Raw genomic sequence first — 13,667 nt, forward strand, 5'->3', positions numbered from 1 at the left:
TCCTTTAATCCGTTAAGGTGAATTAAAAAGTAATTAAGTAAATTGTTTGTTGTCATAAATGTAAAAGTTAATTGTTTGTGTATTTAAGTCTGAAATTCCTGACATTTCAATATAATAATATGTTTGTGTGTATGGTGTGCCCAAAATGCTTTGTGCAAACAAATTACAAAATAGATAAAAGAGTAATATTTTATTATCTATTAGTGTTAAAGACTATAGTTTGATTTTCTCTGGGTATTAATTTTGTAAAATTTCCTTATATCGAACGGTTTAAATTTTGTTTTATAAAGTTTGTTATGTTAAATGAGTTCGTGTCAAAGTTTGTTTGCAAATGTAATGTTTATTTTTTATAAATACAATATTCAATTTTAATAAAAGAATATTGATTGTTGTTGAACAAGTCTTCCATCTTTTTTGGAAAGGGATTTTGTTATTGTGCTGAATGAGAGAGAATCATCACTTAAAGAGGAAGTATTCCAAGTTTGGATATATGATATAATAAAAAAAGAAACTGTTTATTTAACAGTTTCTTTTCCAGGGTGGAAGACGGGGCTCGAACCCGCGACCTTCGGAACCACAATCCGACGCTCTAACCAACTGAGCTACAACCACCGTTTTGCAATTGCGGTGCAAATATATGCATTTTTCTTGTATTAGCAAGGGGTATGATGAAAAATCTTAATCTTTTTTATTTAGACTCTTCACCTATAAAATCTATGTTCTTTTAATACAGATATTTCGAAATGAAAGTGTATTTTTGTCGACTTATATAAGAGTTTGATTAATGAATCTTTTGAAGAACTACGCATTTACGATCTTTTTGCTTCTCGGTATTCTGATTGGTGGTATTTGCGGTATTATTTTTGGAGAAGGGGCTAGTGTTGTAAAGCCTGTGGGGGATATTTTTCTCAACTTGATGTTTGTGCTCATCGTTCCACTTGTTTTCTTTAGTGTAGCGTCATCTATTTACAACATGCGCGACTCTAATATGGTGGGTAAAGTGATAGGAAGCATTGTTTTTGTATTTCTCTTTACCGGAGTTGTGGCCGCCGCCGTATCCTATCTTTTTACCCTCTTATATAATCCTCTAGGAGGAGTTAATCAGTCGGAATTTTTACTAGGGCTGCCCCAACAAACAGTAAAACAATTGACTTCTGCCGAAATATTTGTGAATGTCTTTACTGTTTCCGATTTTCAGCAGCTATTTACAAAAGCGAATCTGCTACCTCTTATTATATTCTCTATCTTCTTTGGCTTGGCGACCTCTTTTTCGGGTACGAAAGGAAAAATAGTGGCAGACTTTTTAAATGCTTCCACTCATGTAATTATGAAAATGATGGATATCATAATGAAAGCGGCTCCTATCGGACTAGGCTGTTACTTTGCCGATACGGTTGGGAATTTGGGCGGACAGATACTGAATGGGTATATGCATGTTTTCATTCTTTTCCTTATCCTTACGGGCATTAGCTTTTTCGGGCTCAACTCTATATATGTGTTTTGGGCTGGAGGTAAAAAAGGTTTTGTTTCGTTTTGGCAGAATATATTGACTCCATCGCTTACGGCGATTGCCACATCTTCCAGTGCGGCATGTATTCCTGTCAATATAGAAGCTTCTAAGCGAATGGGTATTCCCTCGCGTATTGCCGAAACAGTGATTCCGTTAGGTACAAATATGCATAAGGACGGTTCTATTATAGGCGGTGTTCTTAAGATCATATTTCTATTTACGATTTTCGGGCAAGAGATAACATCTTCTTCCAATATGTTTATGATTATAGGTGTTGCCGTACTATCTGCTGCCGTTGTAGGTGCTATCCCAAGCGGAGGTATGACGGGCGAATTGTTGATTTGTTCTATCTTTGGATTTTCACCTCAGTTTGCTGCTACATTGATGATTATAAGTACTATAATCGATGTGCCGGCTACACTGCTCAACTCTACGGGTAATGTGGTTTGTGCAATGATGGTAACCCGTTTGGCAGAAGGAAAGGATTGGGTAAAGAAACAGTTTATCGATGCATCATAAATTTATCTCTTAATAATATAGGGTCTTTACATCCGAAATAAAAAAGTGACATAAAAAAACAGATACAAATCTGTTACTTTTGTTACTTTTTTTGTTTTTATTCTTTGGCATGAGTTTTGTATTTATTTGCAATCAGTCGTGATCATTGTGAATTATCTTTTTTTACCTTATTATATTAACTAACGTAAAATCGTACACTATACCGTATAGATTTTTTCATTATATTTGTCCTCAATTTTTTAAGCAGGTTATTTTACATTATGAGTAAACAATTTTCAGAATATAATCGATTTAACTTATCTGATGTCAACAAAGAGATATTAGAAAAATGGGATAAAGAAGGCATATTCCAAAAGAGCTTGGAAATACGCACCGGAGCGCCATCATTTGTTTTCTATGAAGGACCTCCGTCGGCTAATGGTATGCCCGGTATTCACCATGTTATGGCTAGATCGGTTAAGGATATTTTCTGCCGTTACAAGACTATGAAAGGTTTTCTTGTAAACCGTAAGGCAGGATGGGATACTCATGGCTTGCCTGTGGAGCTTGCTGTAGAAAAGAAACTGGGTATAACCAAAGAAGATATCGGCAAGAAAATAACAGTAGAAGAATATAACGATGCTTGTCGCAAAGAGGTAATGAAATATACCGGGGAATGGGAGAACCTTACCCGCATAATGGGATATTGGGTAGATATGAACGACCCTTATATCACATACGATAATCGTTATATAGAAACACTTTGGTTCTTACTAAAAGAACTATATAACAAAGGCTACCTTTATAAAGGTTATACAATACAACCATATTCGCCCGCTGCCGGAACAGGACTTAGTACACACGAACTGAATATGCCGGGTGCATATCGTGATGTGAAAGATACAACCTGTGTTGCACAGTTTAAGATAAAATCTCCGAAACCTGAAATGTCTCAGTTTGGAGAGGCTTTCTTTTTAGCTTGGACGACAACCCCTTGGACTCTTCCGTCCAATACGGCACTAGCTGTAGGACCCGAGATAACCTATGTAGCAGTACAATCTTACAATCCGTATACAGGAAATAAGATAACTACTGTAATGGCACAGTCTCTTGTGTTCAGTATGTTCAATGAGAAGGCTAAAGACATAGCTCTTGAAGATTATAAGATAGGAGATAAGCTTATACCTTATAAGATTGTAGGAGAATGGAAGGGTAAAGACTTGGCCGGAATGGAATACGAACAACTTATCCCATGGGTTAATCCGGGAGAAGGTGCATTTAAAGTTCTTGCAGGCGACTTCGTAACGACAGAAGATGGTACAGGGATTGTACATATAGCTCCTACATTTGGTGCGGATGATGCCCGTGTAGCAAAAGCAAATAATGTACCTGCATTACTTCTGTTGGACAAAGACGAAAATCAACGTCCGATGGTAGATCTCACCGGGAAGTATTTCAACTTAGAGGATTTAGATCCTAGCTTTGTTAGTGATAATGTAAATGTTGAGCTATATAAGGAATATGCCGGTCGTTATGTAAAAAACGAATATGACGATACGCTTCCTGCTGATGCAACAACTTTAGATATAGATCTTTGCGTGATGTTGAAGCAACAAAATCGCGCATTCAAAATAGAACGTCATGTGCACAACTATCCGCACTGTTGGCGTACCGACAAACCGGTATTATATTATCCACTCGATAGCTGGTTTATACGTACCACTGCTTGTCGCGAACGTTTGATAGAGCTCAATAAGACAATAAACTGGAAACCGGAATCGACAGGTACAGGCCGTTTTGGAAAATGGCTCGAAAACCTGCAGGACTGGAATCTCAGCCGTAGCCGCTATTGGGGAACGCCTCTTCCTATATGGAGAACAGAGGATGGAAAAGAAGAAAAATGCATCGGTTCGATGAAAGAGCTTTATGCCGAAATGCAAAAAGCCGTAGATGCCGGTGTGATGAAAGAAATACCTTGGACAGGTTTCGAAGTCGGAAATCTGAATAAGGCAAACTATGAGAAAATAGATCTTCACCGTCCGTATGTTGATGATATAATACTTGTATCCGATTCGGGACAACCAATGACACGCGAGAAAGATTTGATCGACGTTTGGTTCGATTCGGGGGCAATGCCTTTTGCTCAGGTATTTTATCCAAATATCAGCGAAGATGAGTTCTCAAAAGTATATCCGGCTGATTTTATAGCTGAGGGTGTAGATCAGACCCGTGGATGGTTCTTTACTCTACATGCTATATCTACAATGTTCAAGGACAGCATATCGTTTAAAAATGTTGTTTCCAACGGACTTGTATTGGATAAGAACGGACAAAAGATGTCAAAACGCTTAGGCAATGCTATCGATCCTTTTGAGACAATAGATAAGTATGGTTCAGACCCTTTGCGCTGGTATATGATAACCAATGCGTCGCCTTGGGATAACCTAAAATTCGATATAGAGGGGGTAGAAGAGGTGCGCCGTAAGTTTTTCGGAACACTTTATAATACTTATTCATTCTTTGCTCTGTATGCAAACGTCGATAACTTCTCCTTTAAGGAAGACTTGATACCTGTTTCGGAAAGACCGGAGATTGATCGTTGGGTAATATCATTGTTGAATACGCTAGTCAAGGATGTGGATGAGTATTATAATACATACGAACCAACAAAGGCCGGACGTGCTATCTCTGATTTCGTAAATGATAATCTCAGCAACTGGTATGTGCGCCTCAACAGAAAACGTTTCTGGGGAGGAGAAATGACAAAAGATAAATTATCTGCATATCAGACCTTATATACATGTTTGGAGACAATAGCCAAACTTATGGCTCCGATATCTCCATTCTATGCCGATAAACTTTTCTGTGATTTGATTGTTGTAACAGAGCATGAAAAAGTAGCGTCGGTACACCTTTCGGATTTCCCTACTTATGATGCATCAGTAGTAGATAAGAATTTGGAAGAACGTATGCAAATAGCACAAGATATATCATCCGCTGTTTTGGCTCTGCGCCGTAAGACCAATATCAAGGTGCGTCAGCCATTGACACAAATCATGATACCGGTGTTGAACGATCAGCAAGGAAAAGATTTGGATGCTGTGCGCGAACTGATATTGAATGAAGTAAACGTCAAAGAGCTTAAGCATGTAGATAATGCTGCAGGTATCTTGGTGAAGAAAGTAAAACCCGATTTCAAAAAACTTGGGCCTCGTTATGGTAAGATCATGAAACAGCTTGCCGCAGAAGTTCAGGGGATGAGTCAGGAAGCTATCGCGACATTCGAAAAAGAAGAAAAATATACATTCGATATTGATGGACAAGCAGCTACCATAGAACTGGCTGACGTGGAAATCATATCTGAAGATATACCGGGATGGTTGGTTGCTAATGCCGGAAAATTGACTGTTGCACTTGATGTGACAATAACAGGCGATCTGAGAAAAGAAGGTATAGCCCGCGAGCTGGTAAACCGTATACAAAATATACGTAAATCCAGCGGATTGGAAATAACTGACAGAATAAATATAAAATTGACAGACTTGGAGCAGATAAGAGAAACTGTCTCGGAATATAATAATTACATAGCGTCACAGGTACTTGCTGACAAAATAGAACTGTTGGAGTCTGTAGATGGGCAAAATATTGATATGGATGATTATATTTTACAGATATCTGTTGAAAAAGTCTGAAAATGTATTATCTTTAAGTAAAATAAGAAACAGGAATTATAAAACTAACGGTTATGGCAGAAAAAACAAGATATTCTGATGAGGAATTAAATGAATTCCGCGATATTATTCTTGAGAAGCTAAATAAGGCTAAAGGAGAATATGAAGAGTTGAGAGCGGCTATAACAAATGCCGATGGGAATGATGTTACTGACACTTCACCGACATTCAAAGTCCTGGAAGAAGGTGCATCTACATTGTCGAAAGAAGAAGCCGGCCGTTTGGCTCAACGCCAGATGAAGTTTATCCAAAATCTTCAATCGGCTCTTATTCGTATCGAAAATAAGACATACGGCGTTTGTCGCGAAACAGGTAAATTGATACCGAAAGAAAGATTGCGTGCTGTTCCTCATGCTACATTAAGTATTGAGGCTAAAAACAGCGGAGTAAAATAAGTAGTAATTAAATAAAAAAAGCATAGAAGAAAGGAAGAAAAAGCAAGGGTGAATTATGCCTGTTTTTTCTTCACTTTCTTTACAGGAATCGGCTGATATATGGAGAAAAAGAATCAAGGACTGATAGCAATCCTAGTAATAGTACTCGTTCTTGTAATAGATCAAGCATCTAAAATTTGGGTGAAGACCCATATGTCTCTCTTTGAGAGTATTGAAATAACAAGCTGGTTCAAGATATATTTTGTGGAAAATAACGGAATGGCTTTTGGGATGGAATTCATCGGAAAGATGTTCCTTTCTATATTCCGTATCGTAGCTATCGGTTTTATTGGCTATTATTTATACAAGCTGATTAACGGGAGATATAAGACAGGATATATCATATGTATATCGCTTATATTAGCCGGAGCATTTGGTAATATCATAGACAGTGTATTCTACGGCGAAATATTTTCAGCTAGCTACTCCGGGCATGTGGCGTCCTTTGTTTCTTTGGGAGACGGATATTCTAGCTGGCTACATGGTAAGGTTGTAGACATGTTGTACTTCCCATTGATCGAAAGCACTTTCCCTTCATGGGTTCCTGTATGGGGCGGACAACCATTTGTTTTCTTCAGTGCCATATTCAATATAGCTGATTCAGCTATTACTGTTGGTATTTTTATCCTTCTTCTTTTCTATCGTAAGACTCTTGCGCTATCTTTAGAAAAAAACGGCAAAGCATAATTATGCAACGATCTGTTATTTATATCATTATTTCTATCCTTATTCTGTTTAGCTCTTGCGGAAGAAGACCGGGATATGTAATCTCCCCCGATAAGATGACAGATGTCTTATACGATATAAGGCTAGCTCAATCTATTTTCAATGACGATCCTCAATTCAGGTCTGATGACATGAAAGATGCGTTAGTGGCCGGAGTGCTCAAAAAGCATAATATAACTCAAGCCGAACTAGATACATCTCTTTTGTGGTACTCGGATAATATACAATATTATGCAGCAATAAATGATACTGTAGCTGCACGTCTCAAGTTTAGAAATGAATCGCTTCTAAATTCTAGATCTGCAATGCTGAGCAGGGGGGCTCAGAGTAATTTGATAGTACCTACATTTTACTATCTGAATAGTTATACTCCAACTCTTTCTTTCAATATAGATACATTGAAGATGAAGAGTATAAAGAATATATCCGATTTTCACCTAAAGTTTGATATACAAGGATTGAGCGCTAAGCAAAAAGCTGAGGCTGCAATTTATTTCAATTATAAGGACACCTTAGTTAAAACAAGGATTCCTATCGAAAGTAACAGTCATTATTCAATAAGTAAACCTTCGTTACCTGATAGCTTACTGAACGGCATATCAGGGTATATACACCTTAGAAATAATACGAGTAGTGGATCAAATGTCTTGATACATAATATAAGCTATATAGATTCTGTAGCTGTTGCAAGACATAAAGACGGTCTTTCTACAAGGCAACCGAACCGATCAACAGATAATATCCGTAAGGAAAGTCTAGGTCGTCCGGAGCCTAATTAAAAACTCGAAATTCCTATACCTTCAAAGTTTTGAAATGAAACGCTATTATTCGCATTATACCTTTATATATCCGAATATATATCTGAAAAATTATATTGTAGAGGTAAATGATAAAGGGCAAATAACTAATGCTTTCCCTTTTAGTCGTGAGATCGAGAAAACAGAGTTTTATTCGGGATTATTACTCTTCTATCCAGTGGGGGTAGAGGTGAATTTGCAAGATCGACTTAAAAGTGATTTATTTATCAGCCCCAATAAGTCGTTGGTGTTTTCTTACGAGAAATATAATATAACACATATAGAGGACTTAACATCTTATATCTATTAATTTGTAAATAGTATTCATGAATAGTAATGACTTTTCTATCACACTTATCATATCAACATATAATTGGCCAGAAGCTCTTAAAATTATATTGCTTAGTGTCATCAATCAAACATATTTACCAATAGAGGTAATCGTAGCGGATGATGGTTCAAGAGATGATACAAGAGAACTAATAGAAGAGATGCAGAAGTCTTTCCCATGCAAACTTATTCATGTATGGCAAGAAGATAATGGCTTCAGGGTGTCTGAAATAAGGAATAAAGCTATAGTGAAAGCTGCGGGTGATTATATTGTTCAAATAGATGGAGATATTATTCTAGAAAAACACTTTATAGAAGATCATTATTTATTTGCTCAAAAGAGTTTTTTCACACAAGGAAGTCGAGTGAAGTTATCGCCAAAGTCTAGCTTGGAGATATTAAGGAATGGCAAGGTGGATATTCCTTTTTCATGGTCTTCATTCTTTCAACCCAATAGATTAAGGTTAAGATTCTTGCAAAACTATTTTCGATTCATATATAAAGTAAATCATCCTTACCTTGTTCGGGGTTGTAATATCGCTTTTTGGAAAGAGGATTTACTAAGGGTAAACGGATATAACGAAGATATTATCGGTTGGGGATATGAAGATAATGAGTTAGGAGCACGACTTATTTTTGCCGGAATAAAAAGACAATTCTTAAAGATGGGAGCAGTAGGATATCATCTTGATCATCCTATCAATAGTAGAGACAAAGTCAATCAGAATCACAAAACCTTCTTAGAAACTATTAATAGTGAAGGAACCTATTGCCAAAATGGGTTAGATAAATATTAATAAATATTTTTTTTTCTGTAACTGATTAGTAGTTTGTTATGTATGGTGAAGAACCCGGATGCTTTTTTGTGAAATTATCCCAAAATCTCTTCCTGTAGTATAACGTCCGTTTAAGACAATCCTCTACATCAAAGTTTCTGCTTTGGGCATATTCTTTAATAAATAAGAAAATCATATCATCGCTTCCCCATAATCTTCTGAAGTTAAAACAAGCTTTATCCATACTGATAGGTTTATCAAACTCCATTCTATTAAGGTCTACCAGATAAAAGATATAATCGTCTCCCTCCTTTTTATATAAGACATTCCCTGAAGAGTAGTCTAAATGGAGTATTTGCTGTTCATGCAGGCCAGCTGTATATCTTGCAAACTGCTTTATCAGCTCTTCCTTTTCTGATAGGAGCGATGTTTTTAGTTCACGCATTGTGCCATCAAAAGACTCATGCTTTGATATATAGAAGCTGTTTTTAAGCAACCCAAATTTAGTATCTTTTATATAGGCTATCGGGTCGGGAGTATGAAGTCCTTTCTCCTTTAGCTTAAAAGCATATTCGTATGATCGTCGGGCTTTAGACTTTCTAAATGTCCTGTATACTATCTGATTGATAAAAATAGGCTTTTTAAAGAACTTTACATTTACTTTAAACCCATCTACATCAAATAGTTTTATAATATTCCGAGCGGCATATAGTGTTTCACCTTCATAAGCAAAAGAGGCAGAAAGATTTTCTACAAAACCGTCCAGATATTTATATTCGGGATTAATAACAATTTCTATCATCTTAAAACTCAGAAGTGAAATGGAATTTTATATCCTTGAAATCTTGTTGAGCCATCATCAATACATAGTTAGAGTCTGCAAGAAAGACATCTCGTCCTTCTTTATCTACTGCCATATATTGAGCCTTACGCTTTTTAAAGTCAGCCAGTTGTTCCTTGTTGTCACTTTCTACCCAACAAGCTTTATACAAGTTGATTGCTTCCCATCTACACTGAGCACCATATTCATGCAATAGGCGATATTGGATTACTTCAAATTGAAGCTGACCAACAGTTCCTATAATTTTGCGTCCGTTAAACTGGTTTGTAAACAACTGGGCAACACCTTCGTCCATCAATTGGTCTATTCCCTTCTGAAGTTGTTTAGATTTCATCGGGTCAGCATTTTCGATATACTTGAACATTTCAGGAGAGAAGCTAGGTAAACCTTTGAAGTGTAAATCTTCTCCAGATGTCAGTGTATCCCCGATCTTAAAATTCCCGGTATCAGGCAGACCTACAATGTCACCTGCAAAAGCTTCATCTACAGTCTCTTTCTTTTGAGCCATGAAGGCTGTAGGAGAGGAAAACTTCATCGAACGGTTCAATCGCATATGTTTATAGTTTACATTCCGTTCAAACTTTCCTGAGCATATCTTAACAAAGGCAATACATGAACGGTGATTAGGATCCATATTGGCATGTATCTTGAATATGAATCCTGTAAAAGCCTGTTCGTCAGGTTTTACTTCACGCTCGATTGCTTCCACAGGACGTGGAGACGGTGCAATCTTTACAAAACAATCCAAGAGCTCCTTTACCCCGAAATTGTTGAGAGCCGATCCAAAGAATACAGGGGCAATTTGCCCTTTCAGGTATGTATCCATATCCAGTTCGGGATATACTCCGTCAATCAATTCGATATCGTCTCTCAGTTTTGCAGCCAAAGGTACATCAATGTATGTCTCCAGCTCAGGGCTGTTTATATCTTTAAAGCCTATTGACTCTGTAACTGTTTGTTTACTTGGAGTGTATAGGTCTAATTTTTCCTGATATATATTATAAACTCCTTTGAATCGTTGTCCGCTATCGATTGGCCAACTCAAAGGACGAACACCGATTTGTAATTCGGCTTCCAATTCGTCTAGTAATTCAAATGGATCTCTACCTTCTCTATCCATCTTGTTGACGAATATCATGACAGGAGTATGGCGCATACGGCAGACCTCCATCAGCTTGCGTGTTTGTGCTTCAACTCCTTTCGCAGAATCGACAACAATGATCACACTGTCCACTGCAGTCAGGGTACGATAAGTGTCTTCGGCAAAATCCTGGTGACCGGGAGTATCGAGTATGTTGATTTTATAACCATCGTATTCGAATCCCATAACAGAGGTGGCAACAGAAATACCACGTTGCTTTTCTATCTCCATCCAGTCCGAGGTAGCAGTTTTCTTTATCTTATTTGACTTTACTGCTCCGGCAACATGTATTGCCCCTCCAAATAGTAATAACTTTTCAGTAAGGGTTGTTTTACCCGCATCGGGGTGACTTATAATAGCAAAAGTGCGTCTTTTTTGTATTTCTTTCTTAAGTTCGCTCATTGATTTTTCCGTAATAAGTTGCAAAAGTACTAAAAAAAGCGGATATAATATGCCTATCCCAGCAAGCAATAGAGAACTGTATGTTAGTTAAAAAAGTGACAAAATATAAATGTTCTGTTAAGTATTAGTAAACAATGAAATAGCTAACAAAAGGTGACAAAAGTAACACCTTTTCGATCTGTTTTTATTGTCACCTTTTCTCTGTTACAAAAAGTGTCTGTATTTTATTTTTTGTTACTATAACTGTCTTTATATAAGATAATTTTATAAAAATGATTTGTACAGAAGTTTGCTTGTCTAGTGTTATTTAGTGTTATCACTATTTTTTGTTTCTAAGCTATTGTTTACATTTGCTTTATCGATAATGAATTCATGTATGAAGTTCAGATTTAAATCCATAGCGATCGTCATTTTTAGTTTGTTAATTCTGGTTTGCTCTTATCAGGCTTATTGGTTGGTCAATTTCTATAACCAGCAATATGAGAAGTTAGAAACAGTAATAAACAATACGGCAGAAAGTAGTTCCTTCAAAGAGTTGGCAATCAGAATGTCTACCATATCTGCCAATGATGCTGAAGAGGAAGAAGCAGAAAATGGTATTCCTGCTTCTGTAGAAACAAAAACTTATAACTCCGGCAAAGGTAAGACAACCATTAGTATGAGTTTCTCTAAAGAACGAGGAGGCGAAAAAAGTAGCTCTGATTCTATTTACGCAGACTTGCAAGAGGTAACGATACAAATCAAGAAAGGACTTTTGTCTGCTATTGGAGAAATAACCCCACTCGACTTAGTACGTTTGGATAGTATTATGAGTGCCGATTTGTCTGCACAAGGGTTCGATATACCTCATGTTATCCAGTGTAGAACATCTATTGGAGATACCTTGGTGACTCAAATACCTAAAGGAACTTTCGATTTTAAGAATAGTAAGGAATATGTTTTAGAAGGTCTCAAAACCCAGATACATACTTATTATTTGTATATGGATAATCCTAAGTGGTATATCTTTAAAGGTATGTGGGGGTTGACTTCCGTTTCTGTATTGATGGTTATTTTACTAATTGTGACTTTTATATATTTGCTTAAAATCATATTAAGACAAAAAACAATAGATGAAATAAAAACAGACTTTGTAAATAATATGACACATGAGCTTAAAACGCCGATATCAGTTACTTACGCGGCTGTAGATGCTCTTCAAAACTTTGGATTTGGCGATGACCCTATAAAAAGAAAAGAATATCTTGATATCTCACGTGAGCAGTTAATGTATCTGAATAGCCTTGTGGAACAGATACTAACGATGTCGGTAGAAGAGCGGAAAAACCTCAAACTGAATTTGGAAAATATAGAAGTGGGGAGCATATTTGAGAGTCAGAAAAATAAGTTTTTACTGAACACTGTAAAACCAACCTCATTTGTAATAGATATACAACCTGAAGGATTGAGTATTGAAGCCGATCGATTGCATTTTGGTAATGTAGTAAGTAATCTGATTGAAAACGCAATCAAATATTCCAACGATTCGGTAGAGATTCGTTTGTCGGCACGTAAGTCGGGAAACAAAATTGTTTTATCTGTATGTGATAACGGAATCGGTATTCCGGACGGGTCTTTGGATAAGATATTTGATAAGTTTTACCGTGTTCATACAGGTAATGTTCACGATGTTAAAGGATATGGTTTAGGGCTTTTTTATGTAAAGACGATTGTTGTTAAGCATGGCTGGAATATTAAAGCAAAAAGTGTGGAAGGTAAAGGAACTTGTTTCGAAATAATGATAGGATGAATAAGATAAAAGTATTGTTAGTAGAGGACGAACCAGCCTTGTCTATGATCATTAAAGATGCTTTAGAGAAAAAGGAGTTTGTTGTTGATATAGCAGTTAATGGGGAAAAAGGGCTCGAGCTTTTTCATCGGTTGAAGCCCGATATCGTCGTCGCAGATATAATGATGCCAAAGATGGATGGTTTCACAATGGCTCAGCTGATACGTAAAAGTGACAAGAAAACCCCGATCTTATTTTTGAGTGCTAAGTCGAGGACAGACGATGTAGTTCAGGGGTTTGAAATAGGAGGAAACGATTACTTGAAAAAGCCCTTCGGAATGGATGAGCTTATTGTGCGTATCAAGGCTTTGCTAAACAGAGCGCAAACGGAGATCCCTCAAGATAAAATATATGAGATAGGAAAATATACATTCGATCCCTTGATGCAGAAATTGGTTCACTCTCAACGTACTGAAATCCTCTCTCACCGTGAAGCTGCTATATTGGAACGTCTTTGTTCCAATCAGAATAATATCGTAGAGAATAAAGCTGTACTGATTGAGCTTTGGGGCGATGATAGTTTCTTTAATACACGCAGCCTGCATGTGTTTATCGTAAAGCTGCGTAAGAAATTAGCTTTAGATCCTACAATTCAAATTATAAATATTCGGGGGATAGGTTATAAAATGATTTTCTGATTATACCGGCAGATA

The 13,667-nt window shown here is 36.8% G+C and carries 11 protein-coding genes and 1 tRNA gene; 9 read left to right on the forward strand and 3 right to left on the reverse strand.

Features of this window, described 5'->3' with window-relative positions:
* Positions 1-537: 537 nt before the first annotated feature.
* Positions 538-613 (reverse strand) — tRNA-His (locus tag PKC55_RS02500).
* Between the two features lie 171 nt (positions 614-784).
* Here PKC55_RS02500 and PKC55_RS02505 point away from each other — a divergent pair.
* The 7 genes from PKC55_RS02505 to PKC55_RS02535 all read left to right on the forward strand — a co-directional run bounded on the left by PKC55_RS02505 (position 785) and on the right by PKC55_RS02535 (position 8,823).
* On the forward strand, positions 785-2,029 hold the full coding sequence (locus tag PKC55_RS02505; protein WP_291124323.1) for a dicarboxylate/amino acid:cation symporter: 1,245 nt from the start codon (positions 785-787) through the stop codon (positions 2,027-2,029).
* A gap of 260 nt (positions 2,030-2,289) precedes the next feature.
* Positions 2,290-5,700, forward strand: a complete 3,411-nt coding sequence (ileS, locus tag PKC55_RS02510; RefSeq protein ID WP_291124322.1) for an isoleucine--tRNA ligase — start codon at positions 2,290-2,292, stop codon at positions 5,698-5,700.
* A gap of 53 nt (positions 5,701-5,753) precedes the next feature.
* Positions 5,754-6,134 carry a TraR/DksA family transcriptional regulator gene (locus PKC55_RS02515; protein ID WP_006842933.1) on the forward strand — a complete coding sequence of 127 codons (381 nt, stop codon included), beginning with the start codon at positions 5,754-5,756 and terminating at the stop codon, positions 6,132-6,134.
* Positions 6,135-6,233: 99 nt separating this feature from the next.
* Complete coding sequence (locus PKC55_RS02520) at positions 6,234-6,860, forward strand: lipoprotein signal peptidase (RefSeq protein WP_006842932.1); 627 nt, start codon at positions 6,234-6,236, stop codon at positions 6,858-6,860.
* A gap of 2 nt (positions 6,861-6,862) precedes the next feature.
* Positions 6,863-7,678, forward strand: coding sequence for a DUF4296 domain-containing protein (locus tag PKC55_RS02525; RefSeq protein WP_291124320.1), 816 nt, complete (start codon positions 6,863-6,865; stop codon positions 7,676-7,678).
* Positions 7,679-7,712: 34 nt separating this feature from the next.
* Positions 7,713-8,006 (forward strand): hypothetical protein, encoded by a 294-nt coding sequence (locus tag PKC55_RS02530; RefSeq protein WP_291124318.1) that lies wholly within the window; start codon positions 7,713-7,715, stop codon positions 8,004-8,006.
* Positions 8,007-8,022: 16 nt separating this feature from the next.
* Positions 8,023-8,823: a glycosyltransferase family 2 protein gene (locus tag PKC55_RS02535; protein ID WP_291124316.1), complete on the forward strand. Its 801-nt coding sequence runs from the start codon at positions 8,023-8,025 to the stop codon at positions 8,821-8,823.
* 25 nt (positions 8,824-8,848) lie between these two features.
* Here the strand turns inward: PKC55_RS02535 and PKC55_RS02540 are convergent, their stop codons facing one another.
* Complete coding sequence (locus PKC55_RS02540) at positions 8,849-9,604, reverse strand: lipopolysaccharide kinase InaA family protein (protein WP_291124314.1); 756 nt, start codon at positions 9,602-9,604, stop codon at positions 8,849-8,851.
* 1 nt (position 9,605) lies between these two features.
* Positions 9,606-11,186 carry a peptide chain release factor 3 gene (locus PKC55_RS02545; protein ID WP_324371711.1) on the reverse strand — a complete coding sequence of 527 codons (1,581 nt, stop codon included), beginning with the start codon at positions 11,184-11,186 and terminating at the stop codon, positions 9,606-9,608.
* Positions 11,187-11,562: 376 nt separating this feature from the next.
* Between PKC55_RS02545 and PKC55_RS02550 the strand changes: the two genes are divergently transcribed.
* Both PKC55_RS02550 and PKC55_RS02555 read left to right on the forward strand, forming a co-directional pair.
* Entirely contained in the window at positions 11,563-12,975 is a 1,413-nt protein-coding gene (locus PKC55_RS02550) for a sensor histidine kinase (protein ID WP_291130656.1), read from the forward strand.
* The gene (locus tag PKC55_RS02555) at positions 12,972-13,652 is read left to right on the forward strand and encodes a response regulator transcription factor (protein ID WP_291130655.1); all 681 of its coding nucleotides are present in this window, start codon (positions 12,972-12,974) and stop codon (positions 13,650-13,652) included. Before PKC55_RS02550 ends, PKC55_RS02555 begins: the two co-directional genes overlap by 4 nt.
* The last annotated feature ends 15 nt before the right edge of the window (positions 13,653-13,667 follow it).

This window comes from Dysgonomonas sp. (assembly GCF_035323175.1).
Lineage (GTDB): Bacteria > Bacteroidota > Bacteroidia > Bacteroidales > Dysgonomonadaceae > Dysgonomonas.